This is a genomic window from Massilia sp. BKSP1R2A-1, assembly GCF_050586525.1.
Lineage (GTDB): Bacteria > Pseudomonadota > Gammaproteobacteria > Burkholderiales > Burkholderiaceae_D > Telluria.
Genome location: NZ_JBOBRE010000008.1, coordinates 183611 through 209539 on the forward strand (window position 1 = coordinate 183611; position 25929 = coordinate 209539).

General features: G+C 66.4%; 18 protein-coding genes. 15 read left to right on the forward strand and 3 right to left on the reverse strand.

Annotation, left to right across the window (positions count from 1 at the left end; genetic code table 11):
• Window positions 1-362: 362 nt before the first annotated feature.
• Complete coding sequence (locus ACQ7JA_RS14355; RefSeq protein ID WP_430898812.1) at window positions 363-1004, forward strand: PEP-CTERM sorting domain-containing protein; 642 nt, start codon at window positions 363-365, stop codon at window positions 1002-1004.
• Between the two features lie 13 nt (window positions 1005-1017).
• Here the strand turns inward: ACQ7JA_RS14355 and ACQ7JA_RS14360 are convergent, their stop codons facing one another.
• The 3 genes from ACQ7JA_RS14360 to cphA (ACQ7JA_RS14370) form a co-directional block, all read right to left on the reverse strand.
• Window positions 1018-1866, reverse strand: coding sequence for a MaoC/PaaZ C-terminal domain-containing protein (locus ACQ7JA_RS14360; RefSeq protein ID WP_430898814.1), 849 nt, complete (start codon window positions 1864-1866; stop codon window positions 1018-1020).
• Window positions 1866-4436 (reverse strand): cyanophycin synthetase, encoded by a 2571-nt coding sequence (gene cphA / locus ACQ7JA_RS14365; RefSeq protein ID WP_430898816.1) that lies wholly within the window; start codon window positions 4434-4436, stop codon window positions 1866-1868. Before cphA (ACQ7JA_RS14365) ends, ACQ7JA_RS14360 begins: the two co-directional genes overlap by 1 nt.
• A gap of 75 nt (window positions 4437-4511) precedes the next feature.
• Window positions 4512-6686, reverse strand: a complete 2175-nt coding sequence (gene cphA / locus ACQ7JA_RS14370) for a cyanophycin synthetase (RefSeq protein ID WP_430898983.1) — start codon at window positions 6684-6686, stop codon at window positions 4512-4514.
• A gap of 313 nt (window positions 6687-6999) precedes the next feature.
• Between cphA (ACQ7JA_RS14370) and ACQ7JA_RS14375 the strand changes: the two genes are divergently transcribed.
• From ACQ7JA_RS14375 to ahpF, 14 genes are all read left to right on the forward strand, one after another.
• Entirely contained in the window at window positions 7000-9276 is a 2277-nt protein-coding gene (locus tag ACQ7JA_RS14375) for an ABC transporter ATP-binding protein (protein WP_430898818.1), read from the forward strand.
• Between the two features lie 5 nt (window positions 9277-9281).
• Window positions 9282-9749, forward strand: a complete 468-nt coding sequence (locus ACQ7JA_RS14380; protein ID WP_430898820.1) for a DUF1854 domain-containing protein — start codon at window positions 9282-9284, stop codon at window positions 9747-9749.
• Between the two features lie 67 nt (window positions 9750-9816).
• A complete protein-coding gene (locus ACQ7JA_RS14385; RefSeq protein ID WP_430898822.1) occupies window positions 9817-10884 on the forward strand; it encodes an SDR family oxidoreductase in 1068 nt (355 codons plus the stop codon).
• 74 nt (window positions 10885-10958) lie between these two features.
• Window positions 10959-11840, forward strand: coding sequence for an alpha/beta hydrolase family protein (locus tag ACQ7JA_RS14390; protein WP_430898824.1), 882 nt, complete (start codon window positions 10959-10961; stop codon window positions 11838-11840).
• Entirely contained in the window at window positions 11827-12267 is a 441-nt protein-coding gene (locus tag ACQ7JA_RS14395; RefSeq protein WP_430898826.1) for a MarR family winged helix-turn-helix transcriptional regulator, read from the forward strand. Before ACQ7JA_RS14390 ends, ACQ7JA_RS14395 begins: the two co-directional genes overlap by 14 nt.
• Before the next feature lie 90 nt (window positions 12268-12357).
• On the forward strand, window positions 12358-12894 hold the full coding sequence (locus ACQ7JA_RS14400) for a pyridoxamine 5'-phosphate oxidase family protein (RefSeq protein WP_430898828.1): 537 nt from the start codon (window positions 12358-12360) through the stop codon (window positions 12892-12894).
• 18 nt (window positions 12895-12912) lie between these two features.
• Window positions 12913-14154, forward strand: coding sequence for a glycosyltransferase (locus ACQ7JA_RS14405; protein ID WP_430898830.1), 1242 nt, complete (start codon window positions 12913-12915; stop codon window positions 14152-14154).
• A gap of 126 nt (window positions 14155-14280) precedes the next feature.
• Window positions 14281-16833 carry an excinuclease ABC subunit A gene (locus tag ACQ7JA_RS14410; RefSeq protein WP_430898832.1) on the forward strand — a complete coding sequence of 851 codons (2553 nt, stop codon included), beginning with the start codon at window positions 14281-14283 and terminating at the stop codon, window positions 16831-16833.
• Window positions 16834-16966: 133 nt separating this feature from the next.
• A complete protein-coding gene (locus tag ACQ7JA_RS14415; protein ID WP_430898834.1) occupies window positions 16967-20455 on the forward strand; it encodes a response regulator in 3489 nt (1162 codons plus the stop codon).
• Between the two features lie 50 nt (window positions 20456-20505).
• Window positions 20506-21297 carry a CheR family methyltransferase gene (locus ACQ7JA_RS14420; RefSeq protein ID WP_430898985.1) on the forward strand — a complete coding sequence of 264 codons (792 nt, stop codon included), beginning with the start codon at window positions 20506-20508 and terminating at the stop codon, window positions 21295-21297.
• Window positions 21298-21305: 8 nt separating this feature from the next.
• Window positions 21306-21911 (forward strand): chemotaxis protein CheB, encoded by a 606-nt coding sequence (locus ACQ7JA_RS14425; RefSeq protein ID WP_430898836.1) that lies wholly within the window; start codon window positions 21306-21308, stop codon window positions 21909-21911.
• Entirely contained in the window at window positions 21908-23122 is a 1215-nt protein-coding gene (locus ACQ7JA_RS14430; protein ID WP_430898838.1) for a hybrid sensor histidine kinase/response regulator, read from the forward strand. Before ACQ7JA_RS14425 ends, ACQ7JA_RS14430 begins: the two co-directional genes overlap by 4 nt.
• Window positions 23123-23535: 413 nt before the next feature.
• On the forward strand, window positions 23536-24099 hold the full coding sequence (ahpC, locus tag ACQ7JA_RS14435; protein WP_430898840.1) for an alkyl hydroperoxide reductase subunit C: 564 nt from the start codon (window positions 23536-23538) through the stop codon (window positions 24097-24099).
• A 122-nt stretch (window positions 24100-24221) separates the two neighbouring features.
• Window positions 24222-25805: an alkyl hydroperoxide reductase subunit F gene (gene ahpF, locus ACQ7JA_RS14440; protein WP_430898842.1), complete on the forward strand. Its 1584-nt coding sequence runs from the start codon at window positions 24222-24224 to the stop codon at window positions 25803-25805.
• Window positions 25806-25929: the final 124 nt, after the last annotated feature.

A 25929-nucleotide genomic window follows, 5' to 3' on the forward strand; every position in this document is an offset into this window, starting at 1 on the left:
TGCAAAACGGACAATTCGGCATACCCGCATCGGCGCAAGGGATTGTTGCCTGAGTCAGCAATCTATTCCAGAATGGGCCGACTAATCGTTGGAGTTGCCATGCCCATGGTCGACGTCTGCCATCAGTTCGCGCGTCATGCGGGCTACAAGAAGACGCGTCCATGGGCGACGGACCAACATAAGAAAGCGCGCGAAATCTACCGCGGCAAAGGGTATGTGACGCCGATGCTATTGACTAGTGTCGGAAATTTTTACAGTTGGAAATAATTCGGATAAGGAATTTTAGTAAGTAACTGTATTAATTAAAAAATTACCGGCTGGTCCGAATATTGCTTGAACTGAGGAAATCTAAAGGGATTTCTATGAAAGCAATTACTTCACTGTTCTCCGGCATCGCCATGTTGTTCGCCGCAGGTGCTGCTCATGCCGACGTCATCTATACCGACAAGACCTACCGCGACTTCGACGCCTCGTCGGCATACGTGACCTTCAACGTTGCGACGCATGGCCTGGTCGACGACCTGAATATCGCCGTCGAGTTCTCTAAATGCGACAACCCGTATATCGATCCGGCGGGCAGCGCCTGCGTCGGCCGGGACACGCCTTTTGAGAACGAAATCGTCATGCGCCTGGTCGGCCCGGATGGACGAGTGCTCAGCTTGGTCGAATATGGCACCTTCGACCAGGGCGATACGCCAGGCATCGGCCGCATCACCATGACCTTCGATGACGAAGGCGCCAAGCTGGGCAAGCGCGTGCAGGCCGGCGCCTTCCGTCCGGTGCAGTCCCTGAGCCTGTTCGACGGCATGGACATGTTCGGCGAGTGGAAGCTGTATTTCGAGGACACCACCAGAAGCGACCCGCTCGAAGTGTTCTCGTCGAGCCTGATCTTCAACAGTGCGGATGCGCCGGCCGACGTGCCGGAACCGACCGGCCTCGCCGTGTTCGGCGCCGGCCTTTTCGCACTGGGCGCGCTGCGCCGCCGTCAGCGCCGCCAGGCCTGAATCCGCGCTGGCTTTACGCCAGCGTGACCGATCCCGTCACCGCCGGCTTGCCGGCGGCTGCCACCACGAATTCCCCCGATACCGCGTCGAACGACAGCGCCGCCGTACTGCCCAGCGCCACCGGCGCACGGAAGCGGCAGTCGATGGCGAGCGCGTGCCGGCCTGCAGAGCGCTCCAGCGCCGCGCAGGCCGAGGCCAGCGTGTGCATGCCATGGATGATCGGCGCGCGCATGCCCATCAGCCGTGCGCTCCAGCGGGTCAGGTGGATCGGATTCCAGTCGCCCGACAGTTGCGCGTAGCGGCGGCCGGCGCCGACGCCTAGGGTCCACTGCGTGAGCGGCGCACCCTGCGGCAGGACGGACTCCTCCTGTTTTGCGCTGCTGCGCGAACCGCGCCGGATCAGGTAGGTGCTGGTGCAGCCGAACACCGGGACGCCATCGCTGTAGCCCGTGGTGTCGAGCATGCAGCGCAGGGCGCCGCTGGAGGAGGGCGGCAGCAGGCGCAGCACGGTGTCGATCAGCAGGGGCTGGCCGGGTGCGGGCTCTTGAAACACGCGCAGCGCATTGTCCATGTGGACGAGTCCGACGATCCGGAAGGGGAAGCCGGGCGCCAGCATGGTCGCCAGGTGGGCGCGCTGGGCCAGCAGGTACCACCAGGTCAGCGGAACATGCTGGCCTTCGAAGCCGAAGGCCGCGCGGTAGCGGGCGATGTCGTCCAGCGGCAGCCCGTCGAGACGATAGCTGCTTGCCAGTTCCGGCAATGAATCGGGAAGCGGATGCTGCGGGCGCTTGAACAGGGCCCGCAGCAGGATGTCGACGCCCATGGCCGGCAGCGCCGGCACATGGGTCGAAGAGGCGGGCATCAACCCTCGGCGACGCGGCGTGCGATGTGCGCCAGGGCCTCGTCGACCTGGTCGATCAGGATCAGGCACAGGTCGCCGGCTTCCAGGCGCGCCAGCGCCCGGTCGATGGCGACGAATTCGCCGTTGATTTCCTCGACGTGGCTGGTGCGGGTTGCGCCATCCAGGCCCTTGCGCAGCAGGGAAATCACTTCGCCGTCGGCGCGGCCGCGCTGGCACTGGTCCTGGTAAAGCAGCACGTCGTCAAACGCCTTGCCGAGGATTTGCGTCTGCTGCGTGATGTCCTGGTCGCGGCGGTCGCCGGCGCCGCTGATCACCACCGAACGGCGCTTGGCCGGCATCGCTTCCACGGCATTGGCCAGGGCGGCGATCGCGTCCGGGTTGTGGCCGTAGTCGGCGATCACGGTCGCGCCGCGGTAGTCGAACACATTGAAGCGGCCCGGCGCATTGTCGCTTTCGCCGACAAACGTCTTCAGGCCGACGCGGATGCGGTCCCAGTCGATGCCCACGGCCCAGGCGGCGGCCACCGAGGCCATCACGTTCTCGACCTGGAAACCGATGGCGCCGTTGCGGGTGATCGGCACGTCGCCGAGCGGCACGCGGTGCTCGATCTTGCCCTGCGCCGCCACCAGGTGGCCGTCTTCCACGAAGACCACGCGGCGGCCCTGGGCGCGGTGCATCGCCATGAGGGCGTTGTTCACGTCGAGGGCGAAGAAGGTGACGTCGCCGCGGGTGACCTCGGCCATCGCCGCCACGACGGGGTCGGCGGCATTCAGCACGGCCATGCCGCCGATCGCCACGTTCTGCACGATCACGCGCTTCAGCACGGCCAGGTCTTCCAGCGTGGTGATGTAGTTCAGGCCCAGGTGGTCGCCCGCGCCGATATTCGTCACCACCGCCACCTGGCAGCGATCGAAGGCCAGGCCTTCGCGCAGCAGGCCGCCGCGCGCGGTTTCGAAAACGGCCGCGTCGACGTCCGGGTGCAGCAGCACGTTGCGCGCGCTGCGCGGGCCCGAGCAGTCGCCGCTGTCGATGCGGCGGCCCTCGATGTAGACGCCGTCGGTATTGGTCATGCCGGTGCGCAGGCCCGATGCGGTCAGCAGGTGGGCGATCAGGCGCACGGTGGTGGTCTTGCCGTTGGTGCCGGTCACGGCCACCACCGGAATGCGGCCGTCGTCGCCTTCCGCGAACAGGGTGTCCACGATCGCTTCGCCGATCGGGCGGGCCTTGCCGAAGGAGGGCGAGAGATGCATGCGCAGGCCCGGCGCGGCGTTCACTTCGACGATGCCGCCGTGCTGCTCTTCGATGGGTTTCAGGACCGAGTCGCACACCAGGTCGACGCCGCAGATGTCCAGGCCCACCATGTGGGCGGCTGCGATGCAGCGCGCCGCGACGTCCGGGTGGACGTCGTCGGTCACGTCGGTGGCGGTGCCGCCGGTCGACAGGTTGGCGTTATTGCGCAGGACCACGCGCTGGCCCCGGTCCGGCACGGAGTCGGCGTTCAGGCCGCGCGCGGCGAGGGTCGCCAGGGCGATGTCGTCGAAGCGGATCTTGGTCAGGGAGGTGGAATGGCCCTCGCCGCGGCGCGGGTCCTTGTTCACTTCCTCGACCAGCTGGCGCACCGTGTGCAGGCCGTCGCCGACGACGAAAGGCGGATCGCGGCGCGCGGCGGCGACCAGCTTGTCGCCGATGACGAGCATGCGGTAATCGTGGCCCGGCAGGTAGCGCTCGACCAGGATGTCGTCGCGGAATTCGGAAGCGGTATGGAAGCCCGCGGTCAGCTGTTCTTTCGTCGTGACGTTGACGGTCACGCCCTTGCCCTGGTTGCCGTCCTTCGGCTTGATCACGACCGGCAGGCCGACTTCGAGCGCGGCCGCCCAGGCGTCTTCCGGATCGCTCACGCTGCGGCCCATCGGCACCGGCACGCCGGCGGCGTCGAGCAGCTTCTTGGTCAGTTCCTTGTCCTGGGCGATGGTCTCGGCGATGGCGCCGGTGGCGTCGATCTCGGCGGCCTGGATGCGGCGCTGGCGGCTGCCCCAGCCGAACTGCACGAGGCTGCCCTCGGTCAGGCGGCGGAAGGGGATGTTGCGGGCGACGGCAGCCTGCACGATCGACCCGGTGGACGGGCCGAGGCGCACGTCCTCGTCGACTTCGCGCAGGCGGGCCAGCGCGCCGGCCAGGTCGAAGGCGGCGTCCTTGCGTGCGGCGTCGACCAGCTGCTCGGCCAGTTCCAGCGCCAGGCGGCCGACGTCTTCCTCGCTGTACTCGACGACCACCTGGTAGATGCCGCGTTCGATGGTGGCGGTGGTGCGGCTGAAGGTGACGGGGCAGCCGGCTTCGGCCTGCAGGGTCAGGGCAACCTGCTCGAGCACATGGGCCAGCGACACGATGTCGTCATGGCCGTAGGGCTGCAGCTCGCCGACCTGGGGGAAGCGTGCGCGCAGGCGGGTCTCGAAGCCGCCCAGTTCGCGGATCGATTCTTCTTCAGGCGTGCACGAAACGATCGCCTCGACCGAGGTGTGGTGGCTCCAGAGATTGGGGCCACGCAGGGCCCGTACGCGTGATACTTCCATAAACCTTCATTCCTTTCGCGGCGCCCGCCGCAGAGTCGAAGGGCGCCAGTGCCCGCACAACGGGCATCGAGATGTTTAGTAATTCGTTTTCTTCGGCGTCGCGTCGAATGCGCGCAGGCCGCCGCAGATCAGGTCGGACGGCACGCCCAGCGCCCATGCCGCGGCCACCGCCGCCAGCACGCTGTCCGGATGCTTCACCGTCGCCGGCTGGATCTTCGACAGTTCGAGCAGGACCGTTTCCTCGCTGCCCTCGGCCAGCACGATGCGGTTGTCGCGCACGAACACGATGCGTTCGCCTTTCGCGCGGTGCTCCGCCATGATCGGATTGGCTTCGTCCAGCGCGTAGAAGATCACGCGGCCGTCGGACAGTTCGGCCAGGGCGGCGACGCGCTCGTTGGCCGCGTTCAGCACGGCGGCGCCTTCCGGCAGGATCACGTCGACCTGGCTGCGGATGACGTTGTACTGCGCGTCTTCGTCGCGGACGTAGAACTCGTCCAGTTCGGCCAGGCCTTCCATGTCGGTGACGATGCCGACCAGGCAGCGGTCGTAGGGCAGGCCCTCAGCCAGGATGGTGCGCGCATTCGATTCGAACACGGCCGTCTGCACGGTGCGGTTGATCAGGAGGCGCTGGCCGGCTTCGAAACCGGTGGCGTCCTTGTTCGTCACCCGGCGCGCGTCGAGGTAGAGGCCTTCGCCGTTGGCGACGCCCACGTGCTTGCCGGTGATGTGGACCAGGCAGCCGACCAGACGCGCGATCAGGCTCGCGCCCAGGGTGCCGGTGACGCCGACCACCGGGATGCGGCCGGTTTCTTCTTGTGCGAACAGGTTGTCGACGATCGCCTTGCCCACGTTGCGCGGCGTGCCCTTGGCCGGCTTGATGTGGGCCAGCAGGCCCGGGCTGGAATTGACTTCGATGATGGCGCCGCGCTGTTCGGCCAGCGGGCGCGAGATGTCTTCGCACACCAGGTCGATGCCGGCGATGTCCAGGCCGACGACGCGCGCGGCCAGCGCCGCCACGTGGGCGACCTCGGGGTGGACCAGGTCGGTGACGTCGTCGGCGACGTTGCCGTTCGGCTGGATCAGCACCTTCTGGCCGGCCTGCGGCACGGATTCAGGCGTCAGGCCCTGGCGCTTCAGGTCCAGCATGATCTCGTGGTCATGCGGATTCACGCGGCCGAGCGGGTGCTCTTCGCTTTCGCCGCGGCGCGGGTCGGTGTTGATCTGGCTGTCGCACAGCTGCAGCACGGTGGAGGCGCCGTCGCCCGTCACCCACAGCGATTCGCCTTTGGCGGCGGCGACGACTTCGCGGCCGACCACCAGCAGGCGGTGCTCGTTGCCGGGAATGAAGCGCTCGACCAGCACGGCGCTGCTGTCGCCCGCTTCAGCGGCGATCGCATAGGCGGCCGTCACGTCGGCTTCGCTCATCAGGTTCAGGGTCACGCCGCGGCCGTGGTTGCCGTCGACCGGTTTCACCACCACCGGCAGGCCGATGTCCTGGGCTTCTTCCCAGGCCGCCTGGCTGCTCCTCACCAGGGCGCCTTCCGGCACCGGCACGCCTACGGCGCCCAGCAGGGTCTTGGTCAGGTCCTTGTCGCTGGCGATGCCTTCGCCGATGGCGCTGGTGCGGTCGGTCTCGGCGGTCCAGATGCGGCGCTGGGCGGCGCCGTGGCCGAGCTGGACCAGGTTGCCTTCGGTGAGGCGGATCGAGGGGATGCGGCGCTCGGTGGCGGCGTCGACGATGTGGGCCGTCGACGGGCCCAGGCACCAGCGGTCGACCAGCTCGGTCAGGCGCGCGACGGTGGCGGCCAGGTCGAAGGGCGTGTCGTTGATCGCGGCCATCATGAGGGCGTGGCCGGCTTCCAGGGCGGCGCGGCCGACCGTCTCGTCGCGGGTGCGGAAGGCCATCTTGTAGATGCCGTGCTCGCCGGTGGAGCGGGTCTTGCCGAAGCCGGTCTTCATGCCGGCCAGGTTCTGCAGCTCGAGCACGATGTGTTCGAGGATGTGGCCGGCCCAGGTGCCGCTCTCCAGGCGTTCGATGAAGCCGCCGCGGTGGCCGACGCCGCAATGGTGTTCGACCAGGCCGGGCAGCCAGGCGACGAGGCGGCCGGTAAAGCCGGGCAGGGTATTCGAGGGGCAGTCTTCGAGTTCGCCGATATCGAGCCAGGCTTCGATCACCGGTCGGTAGGTCCAGATGTTCGGGCCGCGCAGGTGACTGACGCGGAGGAACTTGATGTCGTTCTTCTTGTTCATGAAGTTGTGTTTGCCGGCGGCGGGTCTGCTGCGCATCGCCGGCGTTTTACCTTTGTTTGCCTGCCTGTCACTACGGTACCCAAAGCCGGGATACCGCAGCGCACATCTTGTATACTTGCCGGCCCGCAGCTTACTGGGCCGAAACCTTTTCTGCCAGTACCGTTCCTGTCATCCAAAGGATATGTTGAAACGTTATGCCTGTTTATGGAGCGTTTCACGCAAACAGGCGCCCGGCCACTTTTTTGTGCACTGGCGAGCCGACTGCCTTGTCCTCCCCTTACCAGAATGAAAAGCCTGATTTCGGGCGCAATACATGACAACTCAACAACTTGCTATTCCGTCGTCCCTGGCGGTGTCCGCCGGACTCTTGCCTGAACATTGGCAAAATGACGTTACGAAACAGCTTGCACCAGGGGAAAACGTTTTAGCCAGCGTGGAGGTTGACCTCGACGCGAAATTACGTTTCACCAAGGGTTTGGTGGTGGTCACGAACCGCCGCCTGCTCGCGCGCGCGCCCGGCGAAGACGCCTGGGCCGACTGGGCTTACCGCCCCGGCTTGGCCCTGCATCACCACGACCACGCCGGCATCGGCCACCTCGAGCTGGTCGATGAACACAGCCGCCTGGGCGCCTGGCGGTTCACCCTGGGGCAGAACCTGAACGCCGTGCGCGTGGTCGACCATTTCGCCGAGCAGGCGAAAAGCCAGGCCACCGGGGTGCCGGTGGTCCCGCCCGAGCAGCATACTTGTCCAAGTTGCAAGGCCCCGCTGGAAGCCGACGACGCCGAATGCGCCGTATGCGCCAAGGTGCTGCACACCCCGCCATCGACCTGGACCCTGTTCCGCCTGTGGCGCTTCGCCAAGCCGTACAAGGGCCAGCTGCTGCTCGGCTTCCTCCTGATGGTGGGCTCGACGGGCGCGCACATGATTCCGCCCTACCTGACCAAGCCGCTGATGGACAACGTCCTGATCCCGTACCAGAACGGGCAGGAGATCAATACCTCGCTCATCTATCTCTATATGGGCGGGCTGCTGGGCGCCTCGCTGCTGGCCTGGGCGCTGGGCTGGGGCAAGACCTATGTACTGGCGCTGGCGTCCGAACGCATCAGCGCCGACCTGCGCTCGACCACCTATGAGCACCTGCTGCGCCTCTCGCTCGAATTTTTTGGGGGCAAACGCACGGGCGACCTGATGTCGCGCATCGGCAGCGGCTCGGACCGGATCAGTGTCTTCCTGTCGCTGCACCTGCTCGACTTCCTGTCGGACGTCCTCCTGATCATCATGACGGGCGTGATCCTGTTCAGCATGAATCCCTGGCTGGCGCTGGTCACGCTGGTGCCGCTGCCCTTCATCGCCTGGATGATCCACGTGGTGCGCGACAGGCTGCGCACCGGCTTCGAGAAGATCGACCGGGTCTGGGGCGAGGTCACCAACGTGCTGGCCGATACCATCCCCGGCATCCGCGTGGTGAAGGCCTTTGCCCAGGAAAAGCGCGAAGCGCGGCGCTTCCGCGAGGCGAACAAGCACAACCTGGCCGTCAACGACAAACTGAACAAGGTCTGGTCGCTGTTCTCGCCGACGGTGTCGCTGCTGACCGAAATCGGCCTGCTCGTGATCTGGTGCTTCGGCATCTGGCAGGTCTCGCAGGGCGACATCACGGTCGGGACGCTGTCCGCCTTCATCGCCTATAGCGGCCGTTTCTACGTGAAGCTCGACTCCATGAGCCGCATCGTGTCCGTCACCCAGAAGTCGGCGTCGGCGGCCAAGCGCATCTTCGACATCCTCGACCACGTCTCGAGCGTGCCGGATCCGGCCAATCCGGTGAAGGTCGACAAGGTGGCGGGCAATATCGAGCTGCGCGAAGTCGGTTTCCGCTACGGTAACCGCGCCGTCAACCGCGGCATCTCGCTGAAGATCAGGGCCGGCGAGATGGTCGGCCTGGTCGGCCATTCGGGTTCGGGCAAGAGCACCCTGGTCAACCTGATCTGCCGCTTCTACGACGTGGCCGAAGGCGCGATCCTGCTCGACGGCCAGGATATCCGGACCTTCGCCGTCAGCGACTACCGCCGCAACATCGGCCTGGTGCTGCAGGAGCCCTTCCTCTTCTTCGGCACCATCGCCGAGAACATCGCCTACGGCAAGCCGGGCGCCACCCGCGAAGAGATCATCGCGGCGGCGCGCGCGGCCCACGCCCACGAGTTCATCCTGCGCCTGCCGCAGGGTTACGATTCGATGGTGGGCGAACGCGGCCAGGGCCTGTCGGGCGGCGAGCGCCAGCGCATCTCGATCGCGCGTGCGCTCCTGATCGATCCGCCGATCCTGATCCTCGACGAGGCCACGTCCTCGGTGGACTCGGAGACCGAGAAAGAAATCCAGAAGGCGCTCGACAATCTTGTGCAAGGCCGCACGACGATCGCCATCGCCCACCGCCTGTCGACCCTGCACCGGGCCGACCGCCTGGTGGTGCTGGACCGCGGCGTGGTGGTGGAAGAGGGCAGCCATGACGAACTGATGGCGCGTGAAGGCGCCTACCACCGCCTCTACGAAGCGCAGGCGCGCAACGTGGACCAGGACCCGGACGACAAGGATTAAAAATAATGAGCGTGAATTTTCAACTGCGCCGCGACCCATTCGGCAAACTGGTCCTGACGACAAGCGAAGGCGAGGAACACGTCGGCGTCATCCCGGTGCGCGCCTTCCCGATCCAGGCGCCTACCCGCGGCATCTCGCTGGTGCGCGATGGCGGCAAGGAAGCGGCCTGGATCGACGACCTGGCCGACCTCCCCGAGCAGATCCGCACCCTGGTGCAGGAAGAGATCGAGGGCCGCGAGTTCATCCCCGAGATCCTCACGATCAAGGATGTGTCGAGCTTCGCCACGCCCTGCACCTGGTATGTGACGACCGACCGCGGCGACACCGAGTTCGTGCTGAAGGTGGACGAGGACATCCGCCGCGTCGGCGAGACGTCGCTGCTAATCGCGGACAACCACGGCATCAACTTCCTGGTGCGCGACATGTTCCGCATCGATAAGCACAGCCGCAAGATCCTCGACCGCTTCCTGTAGTTTCCTTGGAAGCGCGGCGCTTCTTCCGCCCGTGCTATGGTCTTCCTCCTGGATAGAGGAGGCGGCGATGAAGCGAACGGCACTGGTGGTGGGAGCAAGCGGGATCGGCGGTAACTACACGGCCCGGGCGCTGCTCGAGCAAGGGTGGACGGTCTACGGACTGGCGCGCCGGCCGGATACCGGCATGCCGGGACTGTTGCCGGTCGCGGCCGACCTGCTCGATCCGGGCGGCCTCGCCACTGCGCTGGCCGATGTGGCGCCGACCCACGTCTTCATCACCACCTGGATGCGCCAGGATACGGAAGCGGAAAACATCCGCGTCAACGCCGCCATGGTGCACAACCTGCTGGACGCCTTGTCCGGCAAGGGCACGGTGCGCCACGTCGCCCTGGTCACGGGCCTGAAACACTATCTCGGTCCCTTCGAAGCCTATGCCGCTTCCGGCACCTTGCCGGACACGCCGCTGCGCGAAAGCCAGCCGCGGCTTCCCATCGAGAATTTCTATTACGCCCAGGAAGACGAGGTCTATGCGGCGGCCGCACGCGATCGCTTCAGCTGGACCGTGAACCGCCCGCACACCGTCATCGGCATGGCGGTCGGCAATGCGATGAACCTCGGTACGACACTGGCCGTGTATGCGACCATCTGCAAGGAGACGGGGCGTCCCTTCCAGTTCCCCGGTTCCGACGCGCAGTGGAACGGCCTGTCCGACGTCACGGACGCGCGCATGCTGGCCCGGCAGCTGGTCTGGGCCGCCGACACCGATGCCGCCCGCAACGAGGCCTTCAACATCGTCAACGGTGACCTGTTCCGCTGGAGCTGGCTGTGGGGCCGCATCGCGGACTGGTTCGGCGTGCAGGCCGCGGGCTTCAGCGGCACGGTCCAGCCTCTGGAGGCGGCGATGGCGAACGACCACGCGCTGTGGCGCGACATCGCCGCGCGCCACGGCCTCGTCGAACCCGACCTGGATCGCCTGGCGTCGCCCTGGCACACCGACCTCGACCTGGGCCGGCCGATCGAGGTGATGACCGACATGGCGAAGAGCCGCAAGCTCGGCTTCAGCGCTTACCAGGCCACCGACGAATCCTTCTTCGACCTGTTCGCCCAGCTGCGCGCCGCCCGCCTGATTCCCTGAGCTGCTTGCGCCGACCGCTTGCGCGGCCGGCGCCATTGCGCTAAAGTCGTTAACACGTTAACTAAATCCGCGCCATGGAACCCGAACTCCTCTCGATCTCCACCGCCGACGGCACGCCGCTCGGCGCCAGCTGCTGGAAGGTTCCCGATGCCCGGGCCACCGTCATCCTGCATCCCGCCACGGCAGTGACCCAGGCCTATTACACGGCTTTCGCCGGCTACCTGGCGGGGCGGGGATTCAACGTCCTCACCTACGACTACCGAGGAACCGGCCGCTCGCGTCCGCGCAGCCTGCGCGGCTACCACGCCACCATGCGCGAATGGGTCGACGAGGACGTCGGCGCCGTCACGCGCTGGGCCGCGAATCGCTGGCCAGGCGTGCCGCTGCTGGCGCTTGGGCACAGCGTGGGCGGGCATGCGATCGGCCTGTCGAGCGAGACGGCGCGCCTGCGTGCGGCCGTGCTGGTAGCCTCGCATGCGGGCGTCAGCGCCCTGGTGCGCGGCTTCGGCGAGCGGCTGCGGGTGCGTTTCGTGCTGCGCGTGCTGGCGCCGATCCTGTGCGCGCTGTTCGGCTACATGCCGGGCCGCCGCATCGGTCTCGGCGAAGACCTGCCGCGCGGCGTGATGCTGCAGTGGGCGGGATGGACCGCCTTGCCGCGGTATTTCTTCGACGATCCGGCAGTGGATGCGGTGCGGCGCATGGCGAAGGTCGACGTCCCGCTGCTGGTGCTGGGTTTCGAAGACGACCCCTGGGCCAACCGGCAGGCCGTCGACATCCTGCTCTCGCACCTGCCGAATGCAAGCATCGAGCGCCGCAATATCCATCCCCGCGAGGCCGGTGTGGCGGCAGTCGGGCATATGGGATTCTTCCGCCGCCGCTGCGAGGCGGTGCTGTGGAAGACAGTCGCCGACTGGCTGCTGGCCAAGGTCGAGGAGCCGGTGCATGTCCCCGGTTAAGCACCGTTTCGTCCAGCTGCTGAACCGCGCCCAGAGGGCCACCCAGCGCTGGATCGAGGGACGTCCGGAAGCCTGGGAGGGCATCAGCGCGGCCCAGGTCGGCCTGCTCTTCGTCTTGAGGTCGCGTGGCGATGCGGCCATCGGCGAGATCGCCCAGGACCTCGGCGTGGCGCCCGCCGCCGTGACCAATCTCTCCAAGCGCATGCAGGCGGCGGGCCTGGTGGAGCGCGTGGCCGACGCAAGCGACGCGCGCCTGACCCGGCTGCAGATGACGCCGACCGGCCTTGGCGCGGCCGAGCTGTCGCGCAGTGCGCTGGCGGACCTGAACGGCCGGCTGGCAGCCGGCTTCACGCAGGAGGAATTGCAGACGGTGGCGCGCTGGCTGGCGCAGGCGGCCGCGCTCGAGGTTGCGCTGCCGCGCGATTGACCCGATCCATGGACGGGCAGCGTACGCGCGCCCACATACCGGCTGCCGGTTCGCAGCTATAGTCGGCAATCATTGCCAACCGGAGCCACCATGGATTCGATCAACCGTAATCAACCCGAAGCCAACCGGCGCGACCTGAGCGGCGCGGACGCTGCCGAGCGCCTGCGCGAGATGGCGCAGGATGCCGATTCCTGCTTTTTCGTTACCCAAGGCGGACTGAGCGACAACCGCGGCGTGCGCCCGATGAGCGTGCGCGAGGCGGACGAAGCGGGCCACCTGTGGTTCCTGAGCGCCAGCGACAGCCACAAGAATGCCGAGATCGAGGCCAATCCCGCCGTCACACTTTACTTCCAGAAGAATGCGCATGCGGGCTTCCTCGAAGTCGAGGGCCACGCCGAGATCGTGCTCGACCGCCAGCGCATCAAGGACCTGTGGAACTTCATGCTGAAGACCTGGTTCACCGAAGGCGAGGACGATCCGCGCATCACCGCGATCCGCGTCACCCCGCGCCGTGGCTACTATTGGGACAACAAGCACGGGGACGCGGTGGCGGGCGCCAAGATGGTGGTGGGCGCCGTGATCGGCAAGACCCTCGACGATTCGATCGAGGGCACCCTGACCTTCTAGCTTTTACGTTGTAGAAGCGTGGCGCACTTCCTCGTCGTCACCATCGGTTCGGCCGGCGACCTGTTCCCCTTCATGCGCGTGGCGCTGGCCCTGCGCGCCGCGGGGCACCGGGTCACCATGCTCGGCCCCGAGCAGCACCGGCCCTTCGTCGCGCCGACCGGCCTGGCCTTCCAGGGCCTGCCGGCCGACGAGGCGGTGCTCGACCATCCGGACCTGTGGCATCCGACGCGCGGCCTGGCCGTGGTGTGGCGCGCGACGCGTCCGGCGATGGCGCAGATTCCCGCCTTCGTCGCCTCGCTGCCGCCTGGCGAACGCCTGGTGCTGCTGGCCCATCCCCTGGCCCTGCCCGAAGCGGACCTGTGCCGCGCGCGCCGCCCAGACGTGCGCGTGGCCGCGGCCTACCTGGCGCCGTCGAACCTGCCCACCGTACACGACCCGCTGCTGCTCGGCCCCTACCCGGTGCCGCGCTGGGTGCCGCTGGGCGCGCGGCGCTGGCTGCTGCGGCGTCTGACGGCCGCACTGATCGATCCGGTAGCGCTGCCGGACGTGAACGCCGCGCGCGCTGCCCACGGCCTGGCGCCCGTCGCCAGTCTGGTCGAGCACATCATGGCGGTGCCGGATCTGTCGATCACCCTGTTCCCCGACTGGTTCGCGCCCACCCAGCCCGACTGGCCGCAGCCGCTGGCGCGTACCGGCTTTCCGCTCTACGACCCCGCACCGGATGCCGCGCTGTCCCCGGAGGTGGCGCGCTTCCTGGAATCAGGCGCGCCGCCGGTGGTGTTCACGCCCGGCACCGGCAACCGGCAGGCGACCCATTACTTCCGCTGCGCGCTCGATGCCTCGGCGCGGCTGGGCCTGCGCGCCATCCTGCTCACGCCGCACCGCGCTCAGCTTCCCAGCCACTTGCCGACCCCGGTGCTGTGGCAGGACTATGTGCCGCTGCGCGCGCTGCTGCCGCACGTCGCCGCGCTGGTGCACCACGGCGGCATCGGCACCACGGCCGAAGCCATGCGCGCCGGAACGCGCCAGCTGGTCGTGCCGCTGGCCCACGACCAGTTCGACAACGCGGCGCGGGTGAGGGCGCTCGGCGTCGGCGACAGCCTGCACGCGTCCAGCCTGACAGGCGGGCGGCTGCGGCGGCGACTGGAACGCCTGCTGCGCGAAACCGCGGTCGCCGAGGCTTGCCGCAGGGTCGCGGCGATGACCGAGCCGGCCGAGTTGGGCCCGCTGTGCGCGCAGCTTGCATCACTTGCTACGTGACAAGATCGAGTCGAAGATGACGGCCATGTGCCGGCGCCACGGAGTGCGCGACTGTGGGTGAGCGCACGGTAGATTTCCCGAGATTGGCGAAAAATACGGCATCGAGTTCAGGATGCCGAGGGCAGCATGCGCAAGAAACAGAAGCAAGGGGCGGGCGAGGACGCCGACCTGTCGGGCTACGTCCGGGTGCGCGGCGCCCGCGAACACAACCTCAAGGACGTCGACGTCGACATTCCGCGCGGCGCCCTGGTCGTGTTCACGGGGGTGTCCGGTTCCGGCAAGTCCTCGCTGGCTTTCGGCACCCTGTATGCGGAAGCCCAGCGGCGCTACCTGGAATCGGTCTCGCCCTATGCGCGCCGCCTGTTCCACCAGATGCCCGTGCCGGAAGTCGACGAGGTCGACGGCCTGCCGCCCGCCGTGGCCCTGCAGCAGCAGCGCGGCTCGCCGACCGCACGTTCCTCGGTGGGCAGCGTGTCCACCCTGTCGAATTCCCTGCGCATGCTGTATTCGCGCGCCGGCGACTATCCGCCCGGCCAGGAGCTGCTCTACGCCGAATCGTTCTCGCCGAATACACCCGAGGGCGCCTGCCCGCAATGCTCGGGCCTGGGCCGGGTCTACGAGGTGACGGAGCAGTCCTTGGTGCCCGACGATTCCCTCACCATCCGCGAACGGGCGGTGGCGGCCTGGCCGCCGGCCTGGCATGGCCAGAACCTGCGCGACATCCTGGTCACCATGGGCTATGACGTGGACACGCCCTGGCGCGAGCTGCCGAAGAAGGACCGCGACTGGATCCTGTTCACCGACGAGACGCCGACCGTGCCGGTCTATGCGGGCCTGACGCCCAAGGAAACCAAGGCCGCGCTCAGGCGCAAGGAAACGCCCAGTTACCAGGGCACCTTCACCGGCGCGCGCCGCTACGTGCTGCAGACCTTCGCCAACACGGAAAGCGCCTCGATGAAGAAGCGCGTCGCGCGCTACATGGTCAGCACCGGATGCCCGCTCTGCCGCGGCAAGCGCCTGCGCCAGGAGGCCTTGTCCGTCACCTTCGCCGGCATCGACATCATGGAACTGTCGCGCATGCCGCTGGCGCGCCTGGCCGAGCTCCTGAAACCCTATGCGGCGGGCGAGGCACGGGTCGACAAGGCGCGCGCGAAGGAACACCCGGAACAGATGATCGTCACCCAGCGCATCGCCCAGGACCTGTGCGCGCGCCTGGGCGTGCTGCTCGACCTGGGCCTGGGCTACCTGGCGCTGGACCGCAGCACGCCGACCCTGTCGCCGGGCGAGCTGCAGCGCCTGCGCCTGGCGACCCAGGTGCGCTCCAATCTCTTCGGCGTGGTCTACGTGCTCGACGAACCCTCGGCCGGCCTGCACCCGGCCGATACCGAGGCCTTGCTGGGCGCGCTGGCCCAGCTGAAGAGCGCGGGCAATTCCCTGTTCGTGGTCGAGCATGCGCTGGACGTGATCCGGCGCGCCGACTGGATCGTCGACGTCGGCCCGCGGGCGGGCGAGCAGGGCGGGCAGGTGCTCTACAGCGGCGTGCCCGATGGCCTGAAGAAGGTCGCGGCCTCGCAGACCCGCCGCTACCTGTTCGACGAGGCGCCCCTGGCGCCGCGCACGCCGCGCGCGCCCAGCGGCTGGCTGCGCCTGGAAGGCGTGCGCCGCAACAACCTCGACGGCATCGACGCCGCCTTCCCGCTCGGCGTGTTGAGCGCGGTGACCGGAGTCTCCGGTTCAGGCAAATCGAGCCTGGTCAGCCAGGTGCTGGTCGAGCTGGTCGGGGCGGCGCTCGGCCAGGCGGCGCCGGAAGCCGAGGCATCCGAGCCGGAAGAACCGGGCCTGGAACAGGAAGCGGCCCTGCCGCTCGAAGGCCGCATCGTGGCCGGCATGGAGGGTGTCCGGCGCATGGTGCGGGTCGACCAGAAGCCGATCGGCCGCACCCCGCGCTCCAACCTGGCCACCTATACGGGCCTGTTCGACCAGGTGCGCAAGCTGTTCGCGGCCACGCCCGATGCGAAGAAGCGCCGCTACGACGCCGGCCGCTTCTCCTTCAATGTCGCCAAGGGACGCTGCGAGCACTGCGCGGGCGAGGGCTTCGTGATGGTCGAGCTGCTGTTCCTGCCCAGCGTCTACGCGCCATGCCCGACCTGCGAGGGCGCGCGCTACAACGCCAAGACCCTCGAGGTCCGCTATCGTGGCAAGAACATCGCCGAGGTGCTGGGCATGACGGTGGGCGAGGCGATCCGCTTCTTCGAGGGCGAGGCCCTGGTCGAGCGTTCGCTGGAAGTGCTGGCTGAGGTGGGCCTGGACTACCTGCGCCTGGGCCAGCCGGCCACCGAGCTGTCCGGCGGCGAGGCCCAGCGCATCAAGCTCGCGTCCGAGCTGCAACGCGCCGGGCGCGGCAACGCCCTCTATGTATTGGATGAGCCGACCACCGGCCTGCACCCGGTTGATGCCGACCGCCTCATGCTGCAGCTGAACCGCCTGGTCGACGCCGGCAACACGGTGATCGTGGTCGAGCACACGATGCGGGTGGTGGCCGGCTGCGACTGGGTGATCGACGTCGGACCGGGCGCCGGGGACGAGGGCGGGAAGCTGATCTGCGCGGGGCCGCCGGTGGAGGTTGCCCGTTGCAAGGCGAGCCGCACGGCGCCTTACCTGGCTGCCCACCTTCCGTGAGCCGACATAAACTTGTATCAATTGAATTTCTGTCCATACAATGAATGTGTAGAAACAGACATTCAATTGTGTGGGGTAAAAGCACGCTCATGCGTTACACTTAGGATATTTTTTTCCTAACATTTCGTCACGCATGGTCGGCCCCTCCATCGATAATTCACAGTTTCGCCGCATCCTGACCCGTAATGTGGCCCTGCCCCTGGTAATGAGTGTCGTGACGGCGATCGTCTTCGTCGGCATCATCGCCTACCTGATCAATGTCCTGAACTGGGTGGAGCACTCGGAACGCGTCATCGGCCAGGCGCAGGAAGTCAGCAAGCTGTCCTCCGAAATGGAAACAGGCATGCGTGGCTACCTGATCGCGGGCGAAGAGAACTTCCTGTCGCCGTATATGCTGGCCCGCCAGCGCACGGAAGACGGCATGCGCAACCTCGCCGAGCTGGTCAAGGACAACCAGGTCCAGACCGATCGCGTGCGCCGCATCCAGTCGCTCGAGAACCAGTGGATCCAGTTCGCCGAGGAGATGATCAGCCTGCGCCGCATCAATGGCGACGTGGTCACGCCGGTGCGCACCGGCCGCGGCAAGAACCTGACCGACGATATCCGCCGTACCTTCGAACTGTTCCTCGATGCCGAGCGCCGCCTGCTGCAGGAGAGAAACGATGCCGCGCGCCGCGTCACCACCTGGTCGGTAGTCAGCTTCCTGCTACTGAGCCTGGCGGTCGGCATCGGCCTGGCCCTGTTCGGCCGCCGCCAGCTGGTCACCCTGTCGAATTCCTACAACGAGACGCTCGAACACGAGGCCGAGCACAATGCCCAGCTGCGCCACCAGGACTGGCTGCGCTCCGGCCAGGCCGAGCTGGCGGCCGTCAGCACCGGCATCCATTCGCTCGAGCCGCTGGCCGATGCGGTGCTGGGCCACGTGACGCGCTACCTCGACGGCGTGGTGGCCGCGATGTACGTGAACGGCGAGGACGGCGTGCTGCGCCGCATCGGCGCCTACGGCTTCGCCTACGACAGCAGCGACGACAAGCAGGTGATCCAGCCGGGCGATTCGCTGGCCACCCGCGCCGTGCGCGAAAACCGCCTGCTGGTGCTGCACGACCTGCCGCCCGGCTATATCAAGGTTGCTTCCAGCCTGGGTGAGACGCCGCCGCGCGAACTCCTGATCTCGCCGGTGCACAACCACGGCAAGATCAAGGGGGTGATCGAGATCGGCTTCCTGCATCCGGTGACGGATCGCGACCGCGAGTTCATGGACCTAATCGCCCCGGCCGTGGGCGCATCCATGGCCGCGGTGCTGTACCGCCTGCGCCTGCAGCATGCGCTGGAAGAGACGCAGACGCTCAACGAGGAGCTGCAGGTGCAGCAGGAAGAGCTGCGCACCGCCAACGAGGAGCTCGAAGAGCAGTCGCGTGCGCTGGAAGAATCGCAGTCGGCGCTGGAAAACCAGCAGTCCGAGCTGCGCGCCACCAACGACCAGCTGGCAGAGCAGGCGCTCAATCTCGACATGAAGAACGCGGCGCTGACCAACGCCCAGGAGCAGCTGCGCCAGCGCGCGCTGGAACTGGAGCGCGCGAGCCGCTACAAATCCGAGTTCCTGGCCAATATGTCGCACGAGCTGCGCACGCCGCTCAACAGCTCGCTGATCCTGGCCAAGCTCCTGGCCGATAACGCAGCCGGCAACCTGAACGAAGAACAGGTGCGCTTCGCCCAGACCATCTACTCGGCCGGCAACGATTTGCTGCACCTCATCAACGACATCCTCGACATCTCGAAGGTCGAGGCGGGCAAGCTCGAACTGGTGCCGGAAGAGGTGCCGCTGCGCCGCATGGTCGAGGGCATGGCGCGCACCTTCGAGCCGCTGGCGCGCCAGAAGGCGCTCGACTTCAGTGTGACGGTCGATCCGAACGTGCCGATGGCGATCACCACCGACCGCCAGCGCGTCGAGCAGATCCTCAAGAACCTGCTGTCCAACGCGGTGAAGTTCACCGACCAGGGCGCGGTCAGCATGGCGGTGTCGGTGACGCCGGAAGGCTGGGTGCAGTTCGGCGTGCGCGATTCCGGCATCGGCATCGCCCCCGAGCAGCAGGACAAGATCTTCGATGCCTTCCACCAGGCCGACGGCACCACCAGCCGCCGCTTCGGCGGCACGGGCCTGGGCCTGTCGATCTCGCGCGACCTGACCAACCTGCTGGGCGGCTCGCTGGGCGTGGCCAGCACGCCGGGCGAGGGCAGCCTGTTCACCCTCAGCCTGCCGCGCAATGGCGCGGTGGCGGCGACGCCGCCTGCCGCACCGGCCATGCCGGCAGCCCAGCCGGTGAGGCATGCGCTGCCGGCCGCGCCCGCGCCGGGCGCTGCGGCTCCCGTGCCGGCGCCCCTCGATGTCGATCCGCCGGCCGTGTTCCCGGACGACCGCGACGCGCCCGCCGATGGTACGCGCACCGTCTTGGTGATCGAGGACGAACCCGAATTCGCGCGCATCCTGTTCGACCTGGCCCACGAGATGGATTACCGCTGCCTGGTGGCGCTGAGCGCCGGCGAGGGCCTGGCCCTGGCCGCCAGCCAGAAGCCGGATGCGGTGCTGCTCGACATCCGCCTGCCGGACAGCTCGGGCCTGTCGGTGCTGCAGCAGCTGAAGGACAACCCGGCCACCCGCCACATCCCGGTGCACATCCTGTCGAGCATGGAGAACGGCGGCGAAGCCCTGCACCTGGGCGCGATCGGCTATGCGCTCAAGCCGACCTCGCGCGAGCAGCTGGAAGAGGTGTTCCGCAAGCTGCAGGAAAAATCGAGCCAGAAAATCAAGCGCGTGCTGCTGGTCGAGGACGACGAGCGCCAGCGCGAAAGCGTGGTGCAGCTGATCACCGACGCCGACGTCGAGATCCGCGCGGTCGGCACGGGCGGCGAGGCGCTCGAACTACTGCATGCCGAGATCTTCGACTGCATGATCATCGACCTGAAACTGCCCGACATGCAGGGCGGCGAGCTGCTCGAGCGCATGTCGCAGGAAGAGCTGTGCTCCTTCCCGCCGGTGATCGTCTACACAGGCCGCAACCTGACCCGCGACGAGGAGGCCGAGCTGCTCAAGTATTCGCGCTCGATCATCATCAAGGGCGCCCGTTCGCCGGAGCGCCTGCTGGACGAGGTCACGCTGTTCCTGCACAAGGTCGAGAGCGAACTCTCGTCCGAGCGCCAGACCATGCTCAAGGCCGTGCGCGGACGCGACCGCGTCTTCGAAGGGCGTACCATCCTGCTGGTGGACGACGACGTGCGCAACGTCTTCGCCCTGACCAGCGCCCTGGAGGCGCGCGGCGCCAAGGTCGAAGTCGGCAGGAACGGCTTCGAAGCGATCGCCAAGCTCGACGAAGTGCCGAATGTCGACCTGGTGCTGATGGACGTGATGATGCCGGGCATGGATGGCCTGGAAGCGATGCGCCGCATCCGCGCCGACGGTCGTTTCGACCGCCTGCCGATGATCGCCATCACGGCGAAAGCCATGAAGGACGACCAGGAGCAGTGCCTGGCGGCCGGCGCCAACGACTACCTGGCCAAGCCGATCGACCTCTCGCGCCTGTACTCGCTGCTGCGCGTGTGGATGCCGACCCTGGAGCGGATTTGAACCTGCCACCCTTGACCAACCCGCCGGACGCCTTCGACATCGAGCTCAAGATGCTCGTCGAAGCCGTCTACCTGAAGTACAACTACGACTTCAGGGACTACACGGGCGCCTCGCAAAAGCGCCGCATCCTGGTCGCCATGCGCGAGATGGAATGCGACACCGTGTCGAGCCTGCAGGCCAAGGTCATGCACGAGCCGGACGGTTTTGCCCAGCTGCTGCAGTACCTGACGATTCCCGTCACCGAGATGTTCCGCGACCCCGAGTACTGGCTGGCGATCCGCGAGCAGGTAGTGCCCTTCCTGAAAACCTATCCGTCCCTGAAGATCTGGGTGGCGGGCTGCAGCACGGGCGAGGAAGTCTATTCGCTCGCCATCCTGCTGCAGGAAGAGGGCCTGCTCGAGCGCGCCATCATCTACGCCACCGACATCAATCCGGAATCGCTCGAGGCGGCGCGGCGCGGGGTGTTCAACCTCGAGCGCATGCGCCTCTACACCGAGAACTACCAGAAGGCCGGCGGCAAGCGCGCCTTTTCCGACTACTACACGGCAGCCTATGCCGGGGCGCTGTTCGACCGCAGCCTGATCGAGAACGTGACCTTCGCCGACCACAGCCTGGCGACCGACAGCGTGTTTTCCGAGACCCACTTCGTCAGCTGCCGCAATGTGCTGATCTATTTCAACCGCAAGCTGCAGGACCGCGTGCTCGGCCTGTTCCACGAGTCGCTGTGCTACCGCGGCTTCCTCGGCCTGGGCAGCAAGGAGAGCATCGATTTCTCCAGCTATGCCAACCGCTTCGACATGCTGGCGCGGCGCGAGCGCATCTTCCGCAAGGGCGTGGCATGAGCCGCCTGATGAGCGCATCGGAAGAGGTCGGGCCGGCGCTGGCCGGCCGCAGCATCGAGCTGGTCGTGATCGGCGGCTCGGCGGGCGGCGTCGACGCGCTGATCGGCCTGCTGCCGGTTCTGCCGACCTCCTTCCGCTCGAGCGTGGTGTGCATCCTGCACGTGCCGCCCGACCGCGAAAGCCGCCTGGCCGAGCTGTTCGAGCTGCGCGCCGCGCTGCCGGTGCGCGAGGCGCGGGACAAGGAATCCATTGAGCCAGGCATGATCTATTTCGCCGGTTCGGGCTATCATCTGTCGGTCGAGCGCGACCGCACCTTTTCGCTCAGCTGCGAGCCACCGGTGCAGTTCGCGCGGCCGGCCATCGATGTATTGATGGAGTCGAGCGCCGACGCCTACGGCCCGGCCATGGCCGCCATCCTGCTGACCGGCGCCAATTTCGATGGCGCCGACGGCATGTGCCGTGTGCGCGAGCGCGGCGGGCTGACGATCGTGCAAGACCCGGACGAGGCCCAGGCCAGCGCCATGCCCGGCGAGGCGATCCGCCGCTGCGCCCCGCACCTCGTCCTGCCGCTGTCCGGCATCCGGGCACTGCTTCCCCTGTTGGAGACACAATGAGCGTCCAAGACCCAAGCAAACTTCTCATCGTCGACGACCTGCCGGAAAACCTGCGCGCCCTCGACGCCCTGATCCGCGGCGAAGAGCGCCTGGTGTTCCAGGCGTCCGGTGGCGAAGAAGCGCTGGCGCTGATGCTCGAGCACGAGTTCGCGCTGGCCATCCTCGACGTCCAGATGCCGGGCATGGACGGCTTCGAGCTGGCGGAGCTGATGCGCGGTACCGAGCGCACCCGCAACATCCCGATCGTCTTCGTCTCGGCCGCCGGCCGCGAGCTGAACTACGCCTTCAAGGGCTACGAGACCGGCGCCGTCGACTTCCTGTATAAACCGTTGGACCCGGACGCAGTGCGCAGCAAGGTCAACGTCTTCGTCACGCTCGACCAGCAGCGCCGCCAGATGCAGCGCCAGATGGCCGCGCTGGAACGCAGCCGCCAGGAGCAGGAAACCCTGTTGCGCGAACTGAACCAGACCCAGGGCGAGCTGCAGCGGTCGCTCCGCATGCGCGACGAGTTCATGTCGCTGGTGGCGCACGAGCTGCGCACGCCGCTCAACACCCTGTTCCTGGAAACGCAGATGCGCAGCCTGCAGCTCAAGCGCGGCACCCTGGCCTCGATCCAGCCGGAACAGTTCGACGCCATGATTAAGCGCGACGAGCGCCAGATCAAGGCCATGATCCGCCTGATCGACGACATGCTGGACGTCTCGCGCATGCGTAGCGGCCAACTCTCGATCCGCCCGGCCCAGGTCGAGCTCATGACATTGCTCGAGCGCGTGGTGAGCGACTTGTCGCTGCAGGCCGCGGCCACCGGCTGCAAGCTCTCGCTGCAGGAGCATCCGCCCGTGCAGGGCTGCTGGGACGAGTTCCGCATCGAGCAGGTGGTCGTCAACCTGCTCACCAATGCGCTGCGCTACGGCGGCGGCCAGCCGGTCGAGGTCAGCGTGCAGTATGCGGAGAACCTGGTGCGCATCCATGTGCGCGACGAAGGCAAGGGCATTGCGCAGCAAGACCTGGAGCGCATCTTCGAGCCCTACGAGCGTGGCGCCCGCAATGGCGAGCCGAAAGGGCTTGGCCTGGGCCTGTACATTTCGCGCCAGCTGGCCGTTTCCCACGGCGGCGAGCTGCGAGTGACGAGCAAGCCGGGGGAGGGCTCGACCTTTACCCTGAGCCTGCCGACCTGCGAGCAGACGCTTATCGCGGCCACGACCGCCTGAACACTTCTATACGTAGGGTGGGTGGGGAATTCAGTCCGGTGGACTGAATTCCGCCCACGCGTTCAAATCCACGGTGAATTGACGCGCCTCGTCCATTGTCGAGCCGGTTGCACGCGTGGGCGGGGGGGCGCCCACCCTACGGGCGATAGCCTCAGCGCCAAAGAAATCTATCAATTTCCTTCGTACGATTGCCTCACAGCTTGCATGCGGCTGTCGTTTCGTCCACACTTCACGGATCGCGCCGGTTCGCCGGCCCGGTTTTCCTTCGCAAGAGGGAGAAGCAATACTTGCTCGATAGTTAAAATCAATCGGCTGTATCGTTTCAATCAATTTCACAAAAGACGTTGACCTCGGTACACTGGCGTCTATCAAATGTAGTTCAAATTATTAACCACCCGAAAACAGGAGCATACATGTCCCTCATCAACACCCAGATCAAGCCGTTCAAAGCTACCGCATACGCCAACGGCAAGTTCATCGATCTGACGGAAGAGAACTTCAAGGGCACCTGGTCGGTGCTGATGTTCTACCCGGCCGACTTCACCTTCGTCTGCCCGACCGAACTGGAAGATCTGGCTGCTTTCCAGCCTGAATTCGCAAAAATGGGCGTGAACGTCTATGGCGTGTCGACCGACAGCCACTTTGCCCACAAGGCATGGCACGACACCTCGGACGCCATCAAGAAAGTGAACTACCCGCTGATCGGCGACCCGACCGGCACCCTGTCGCGCAACTTCGAAGTCATGATCGAAGAAGAAGGCATGGCACTGCGCGGCACCTTCGTGATCAATCCGGAAGGCCAGATCAAGGTCATGGAAGTCCACGACAACGGCATCGGCCGCGACGCATCGGAACTGATGCGCAAGGTCAAGGCTGCCCAGTACGTCGCATCGCACCCGGGCGAAGTGTGCCCGGCCAAGTGGACCGAAGGCGCTGAAACCCTGACCCCGTCGCTGGACCTGGTCGGCAAGATCTAAATAGCAGTTCAGTAGTACCTGTCCCGGGCCGCCGTGGCGGCCCGGTGCATTTCAGGGATCAGTTTTTGATTCCAGGCACTGTCATACCCTCTAAGAACAACGTCATAGTCAAGGAAAACATCATGCTGGACGCAACCCTCAAGAAGCAGTTGCAAGCCTATCTGGAAAAAGTGGTGCAGCCGATTGAGCTCGTTGCATCGCTGGATGATTCGCCGAAAGCGCGCGAAATGGATGAACTGCTCCGCGAAATCGCCGCGTTGAGCGACAAGATCACCGTGCGCAACGACGGCGACAATGCACGCAAGCCATCGTTCTCGATCAAGCGCGTGGGTACCGATATCGGCGTGGACTTCGCCGGCATCCCGCTCGGCCACGAATTCAGCTCGCTGGTGCTGGCCCTGCTGCAGGTGGGCGGCCACCCGATCAAGCTCGATGCCTCGGTCATCGAGCAGATCAGGAACCTGGAAGGCGACTACGTCTTCGAAACCTTCATCTCGCTGTCCTGCCATAACTGCCCGGAAGTCGTGCAGGCGCTGAACTCGATGTCGGTCATCAACCCGCGCATCAAGGTCGTCGCCATCGACGGCGGCGTGTTCAAGAGCGAAGTCGAAGCGCGCCAGATCATGGCGGTACCGATGATGTTCCTGAACGGCCAGCACTTCGGCCAGGGCCGTACCAGCGTGGAAGAGATCCTGTCGAAGATCGACACCGGCGCCGGCGCCCGCAAGGCCGCTGAACTGAACAAGAAAGACCCCTTCGACGTGCTGATCGTCGGCGGCGGTCCTGCCGGCGCGGCCGCGGCGATCTATGCCGCGCGCAAAGGCATCCGTACCGGCGTGCTGTCCGATCGCTTCGGCGGCCAGGTGCTGGACACCCTCGCCATCGAGAACTTCGTCTCGATGAAGGAAACCGACGGCCCGAAATTCGCCGTCGCCCTGGAAGAGCACGTCAAGCACTACGACGTCGACATCATGAATACCCAGCGCGCCAGCAAGCTGGTCGAGGGCAAGCTGATCGAGGTGCACACCGAGACCGGCGCCGTGCTGAAGTCGAAATCGGTGATCATCGCCACCGGCGCCCGCTGGCGCGAGATCAACGTGCCGGGCGAGCGTGAATATCGCAACCACGGCGTGGCGTACTGCCCGCACTGCGACGGCCCACTGTTCAAGGGCAAGCGCGTGGCCGTGATCGGCGGCGGCAACTCGGGCGTCGAGGCGGCGATCGACCTGGCGGGGATCGTCAAGGAAGTGACCCTGATCGAGTTCGGCGCGGAACTGCGTGCCGATGCTGTCCTGCAGCGCAAGCTCTACTCGCTGAAGAACGTCACCGTGATCAAGTCGGCGCAAACGACCGAGATCCACGGCGACGGCAAGATCGTCAACGGCCTGTCCTACAAGGACCGCAACAGCGGCGAGCTGAAGAAGATCGACCTGGAAGGCGTGTTCGTGCAGATCGGCCTGGTGCCGAATGCCGAGTGGCTCAAGGGCACGATGGACCTGTCGGCGCACGGCGAGATCGAAGTCGACGCCAAGGGCCAGACCTCGATTCCGGGCGTGTTCGCTGCGGGCGACGTCACCACGGTGCCGTTCAAGCAGATCGTCATCGCAGTGGGCGAGGGCGCCAAGGCCTCGCTGGCGGCATTCGACTACCTGATGCGCCAGCCGGTGGAAGAGGAAGCACTGACGGCCGAAGCCAAGGCAGCTTGAATCGGCAAGCGGGCCTTAGGGCCCGCTCCTGCCGGACGTAAAAAACGCCATCTTCACGCGAAGATGGCGTTTTGTTTTTGTATCTTCGGCGAAGAAGCCTCGGTACAGCTGCGCTAGCGTGCGC